Source organism: Bacillus cereus group sp. BfR-BA-01356, assembly GCF_022663635.1.
Taxonomy (GTDB): domain Bacteria; phylum Bacillota; class Bacilli; order Bacillales; family Bacillaceae_G; genus Bacillus_A; species Bacillus_A cereus.
Genome location: NZ_JAKUFX010000274.1, coordinates 1 through 1,133, shown reverse-complemented (window position 1 = coordinate 1,133; position 1,133 = coordinate 1). Strand labels below are relative to the sequence as shown.

Below are 1,133 nucleotides of genomic sequence, written 5' to 3'. Positions count from 1 at the left end.
AACCACCATCGTTTTCAGAAAAAATTAAAGAACCTGAGTCCATACGAATATCGAACTCAGGCTTCTTAACTATGCGTTTTAATTACTGTCTACTTGACAGGGGTCAGTACACGTTTGGAACGGCTTATTTTCAATCCTATAATTGTGTGACACGTTCCTAACTGAAAATGTTAGGCGCTGATTCGATATTCAGCAGAACTATTATCTAGGTGCCACGGAAACTGTCATGCCCTGTTCTAGGAGAGGTAGTTAGAAAAATGCTAAACTTTTTTAGTAACTCGCTGGCTACTTACTCTCCCTCACGTACGGTGTAAAGTGGGGGATAAGGGGGGGATAACGTCAAAACCTTACCTATCACTATTAATACTATCTTTTATATTCTCACTTCCATCTTTGATAATGTATTACAGCATTTGTTTTTCTTCTAGAGTAAATTTAATTATAAAGAAACTATAACCCCAATTGTTAGACTGTTTTTAACAATTGGGGTGCATTTAATATTTATTATACCTCTGTCATTATAATTTATTAATACAAGTAATTATTTCTCATTTTTCCAATAATACCCCATTATTTTAGCTGACTTCGCAAAGAAATCTATATATACCTATTTTTTTGAAGAAAAAGCTTCCATTTTTAATGTTTTTATTCCTTCTTTTAATGTAAACGCATCTGCTCTTAATGTTTTCCAACTATCTTTCGCTGCATTCAGGTTAGGTTTTAAGAATTTAAATTTATTTTGATCTGCTTTTTGGGATGCTTTATCAATATGATTAAGCACTCCTGAATATTGAGAATCTAAATCATGCCATTGTGCTGACATATAGGTAAGAGCATTAATAGCTGATCCAATTGCATTTTGCATTTCAGTAATATTATTATACGCAACTCCAACTACACGATTTAATGTTATTTTATAGTCTACGGTTTGGCGTAATTGCACTAATAACGGCTCTAACGTACCTAAATTATTTCTTGCTACCCCTATCATCACACCTCCAGCAATCCATGTAGGGATTGAAGGATATGATACAGTTATTATTCCATCCGATTCTACTTGTTTAAAATGTCTTATTTGCTCTAAAACATCATTTAGGCGTTTTTCATCTTCATCTATTCCAGATGCTTGATTT

The 1,133-nt window shown here is 33.3% G+C and carries 1 pseudogene; it reads right to left on the bottom strand.

From position 1 onward, the window contains the following. Positions 1 to 607: 607 nt before the first annotated feature. A pseudogene (locus tag MR168_RS32955) lies at positions 608 to 1,133 on the bottom strand (hemolysin); the annotation flags it as partial.